The 3,493-nt window shown below is 69.2% G+C and carries 4 protein-coding genes; 2 read left to right on the top strand and 2 right to left on the bottom strand.

Annotated features, from left to right (window positions below; genetic code table 11):
* Positions 1 to 373 (bottom strand): VOC family protein (locus tag I0Q12_RS18745; protein ID WP_197253428.1); only part of this gene is annotated, 373 nt, incomplete at its 3' end.
* A 255-nt stretch (positions 374 to 628) separates the two neighbouring features.
* Between I0Q12_RS18745 and I0Q12_RS18740 the strand changes: the two genes are divergently transcribed.
* Both I0Q12_RS18740 and bluB read left to right on the top strand, forming a co-directional pair.
* The gene (locus tag I0Q12_RS18740) at positions 629 to 1,123 is read left to right on the top strand and encodes a glutathione peroxidase (protein ID WP_197253426.1); all 495 of its coding nucleotides are present in this window, start codon (positions 629 to 631) and stop codon (positions 1,121 to 1,123) included.
* A 9-nt stretch (positions 1,124 to 1,132) separates the two neighbouring features.
* Entirely contained in the window at positions 1,133 to 1,804 is a 672-nt protein-coding gene (gene bluB / locus I0Q12_RS18735) for a 5,6-dimethylbenzimidazole synthase (RefSeq protein WP_197253424.1), read from the top strand.
* A gap of 31 nt (positions 1,805 to 1,835) precedes the next feature.
* On the opposite strand, the gene I0Q12_RS18730 is transcribed toward bluB, so the two are convergent.
* Positions 1,836 to 3,493, bottom strand: a 1,658-nt coding sequence (locus I0Q12_RS18730) for an FAD-dependent oxidoreductase (protein WP_231610984.1), incomplete at its 5' end; no start/stop codon positions are given.

The raw sequence follows: 3,493 nt of genomic DNA, 5'->3' as shown, positions 1-3,493 counted from the left end.
CGTTGCCGTCGGGATCTGCGATGTAGAGGCTGTGGGTGATGCCGTGATCGCTGGCCCCGAGGATCGGAACCCCGGCTTCCCGCAACTGGGCCAGGGCCGCGCGCAGTTCGTCGTCGCTGTCGCCGATCTTCAGGCCGAAGTGGTACATCCCCACCCGGCGTCCGGCGGGCAGGGCGGCGGCGTCGGGCCCGACCTCGATGAGCAGCAGTTCGTGATGGGTTCGGTTCGACGGTGCGGAGAACGCGGCGACCGGCATCGCGGGTGCACCGTCCGCCGTCAGCCGGCGCCAGCCGAGGACCTCGCCGTAGAAGTGCGCCGAGCGGGTGATGTCGCGGACGTAGAGGACGACATGGCCCAGTTCCTTGATCTCCATGAACTTCCTTGCGGTGTGGTTGTCCGGGCTGTGCGCTGTCGACCTGGGTGCGGCTGGCACGGTAGGTGGGCCGGACCGGATCGGGCAGTTCGCGGTACCGGTCGAGATACCTGGTGACCGCCGGAGCGTATCCGATCGTGCCGCGCTGTGAGTCGATCCGCCGGCCGGGAGGAAACCGATGCGACCGGGAACGTGGCCGGGATTCGTGCACCGAGCAAACTCCGCAATCACAGCGGGCCGACTACGTTGGTCCGCATGACCACACCTCTTCAGGACATCGCGATCAACACCCTCGCCGGTGAGCCCACGTCCCTCGCCGCATTCGACGGCCACGCGCTGCTCGTCGTCAACGTCGCCTCCAAGTGCGGCCTGACGCCGCAGTACACGGCGCTGGAACAGCTGGCGAAGAACTACGCGGACCGCGGCCTGATCGTGGTGGGTGTGCCCTGCAACCAGTTCATGGGCCAGGAACCGGGCACCGCCGAGGAGATCCAGGAGTTCTGCTCCACCACCTACGGAGTCACCTTCCCGCTGCTCGAGAAGATCGAGGTCAACGGCGAGAACCGGCACCCCCTGTACGCGGAGCTGACCAAGCACGCCGACGCAGACGGCGAGGCCGGGGACATCCAGTGGAACTTCGAGAAGTTCGTGATCGCACCCGACGGCACCGTCGTCGACCGGTTCCGTCCGCGCACCGAACCGGACGCCCCCGAGGTCGTCGCCGCGATCGAGGCCGTGCTGCCGGTCTGACCTGAAGCCATGTTCTCGAACGAAGCGCGCGACGCGCTGTACGACATCATCCGCATGCGCCGTGACGTGCGCGCCGAGTTCGCCGGTGAAACCGTCGACGAGGATGTGCTGTGGCGCATCCTCGCCGCGGCCCACCACGCGCCCAGCGTCGGCAACACCCAGCCCTGGGACTTCGTCGTCGTGCAGGACCGGCAGCGGCTCGAAGCGTTCGCCGAGCACGTCGCCGGATGCCGCCAGGCGTTCGCCGATTCGCTCCCGGAGGACCGCCGCCGCACCTTCGACCCCATCAAGATCGAGGGGATCGTCGAGTCCCGTACCGGCATCGTCGTCACCTACGACCCGGAACGCGGCGGTAAGCACATCCTGGGCCGGCACACCATCGACGACTCCGGGTTGTTCTCCGCGGTCCTCGCGATCCAGAACCTGTGGCTCGCCGCGACCGCGGAAGGGCTCGGCGTCGGATGGGTGTCGTTCTACGACGAACCGTTCCTCACCGAGTTCATCGGTGCGGAAGGCGCGGTGCGGCCGATCGCGTGGCTGTGCGTCGGGCCGGTCACCCGTCTCCAGGAGGTACCGGACCTGGAACGCTTCGGCTGGCGCCGCGGCCGTCCGCTGACCGACGCCGTGCACCGCGACCGCTTCGGCGGCGCCTACGACACGCCGGACACCGCCGAAGCCTGAGTCACGGCAGCCCGAGTCGCAGCCGCCCGGGTCACAGCGCGGTCGCGACCTTCCAGGCCGAACGGATCGCGCCCTCGATGTATCCGACGTCGCCCGCATCGCCGACGACCCGCACGTCCGTCCCGGACCCGGCGAGGTCGTCGGCGAGCGGCGCCGCCGCCGACACCCCCGACGCCATCACGACCAGATCGGCAGGGGCAGTGACGGTTTCGGTACCGACCCGGAACTCGACCGCATCCGGGGTTATGCGCTGGACGGTCGCGTGCCGGTGGACGGTCACCCCGACCTCCCCGGCATGACGAACCGCGGTCCAGCGCCGCGGCATCGCCATCGGCACACCCAGCTGCTGACCTTCTTCCAGCAGCGTCACCTGCCGGCCCCGCTCGGCCAGGAACTCGGCGAGTTCGAGGCCCACCAGCGAGCCACCGATCACCACGACGTTCCGGCCCACGGGCAGGAACTTGCGGGTCACCGAGCGAACTGCACCGGGCCGCTTCGTGATTCCCGACAGCGCACCGAGCTTGCCCGCCGTCCGCAGGAACCACGGCTGACCGGAAACATCACCGCTGCCGGTCATCAACGCCCGCAGCGTGTCGCCGGTGTGCACGTGCGGCAGATCGCCCCCGGGTACACCCGGGCGCTCGCGCACCGCGCCGGTCGCGATCACCACGACATCGGGGTTCAGTGCCTGGATCGACGCCGCGGTGGCCTCGGTCTTCAACCGGACGTCGATGCCGAGCCGCCGGACCTCGGCGGTCAGCCAGTTCAGCAGGCGCTCGTTGTCGGGGGTGGTCAGCGTCGAGAACCACAGGGTGCCGCCGAGCCGATCAGTCTTGTCGAGCACCGTGACGTGATGGCCGCGTTCGGTTGCGATGCGCGCAACCTCGAGACCCGCGGGCCCGGCACCCACGACGACGACCCGCCTCGCGGCGGCGGTCCGCACGAACGGCACCAGCGTCTCGTTGCCCAGCGCCGGATTCACCGCGCACACGGGGGTGCCGTCCCAGAAGTTCTCCTGAACGCACACATAGCAATTGATGCAGGGACGCACCTGCTCCGGGGTTCCGGCCTTCAGTTTGCCGACGAGATCGGGATCGGCCAGCAGCTGGCGGCCCATCGCGACGAAATCCGCCTTGCCGTCGGCGATGGTCTGCTCACCCACCTCGGGAAGCATCCGGCCCACCGCGATCACCGGGATCGACACCGCCCGCTTCACCTCCGCGGCCAGGTCGGTGTACGCGCCCACCGTGTTCGGAAGCGGACCGTCGGTGAAGTTGGAGAACGGATTCCGGGCCCATCCGGTGACATGGATGGCGTCCGCGCCGGCCTTTTCGAACAGCATCGACGCCTGCACGGCCTCGGCGGTGGTCAATGCGCCGGCCTCCCCGTACTCGCGTCCGGCGACACGTACGATCACCGCCAGCGAGTCGCCCACCTCGTCCTTGACGGCCCGGATCACCTCGCACGCCAGCCGTGCCCGGTTCTCGAGCGAGCCGCCGTACTCGTCGGTGCGCCGGTTGTCGGCGCGGGACAGGAACGCCCCGAGCACATAGCCGTGCGCGCAATGGATTTCGACCGCATCGCCGCCGGCGGCCTTCACGCGAGCCGCGGCATCGGCGAAACACTTGATCAGCCAAGGGATGTCGTCGTCGTCCGCCTCGTGGTAGGTGGCCTGCTTGCCCTGCACGA

Origin of the sequence: Rhodococcus sp. CX, from assembly GCF_015865005.1 — a bacterium.
In the GTDB taxonomy this organism is placed as follows: Bacteria; Actinomycetota; Actinomycetes; order Mycobacteriales; family Mycobacteriaceae; genus Rhodococcus.
Note: the sequence above shows the minus strand (reverse complement) of the source record. Positions and strands in the feature narration are given on the sequence as shown.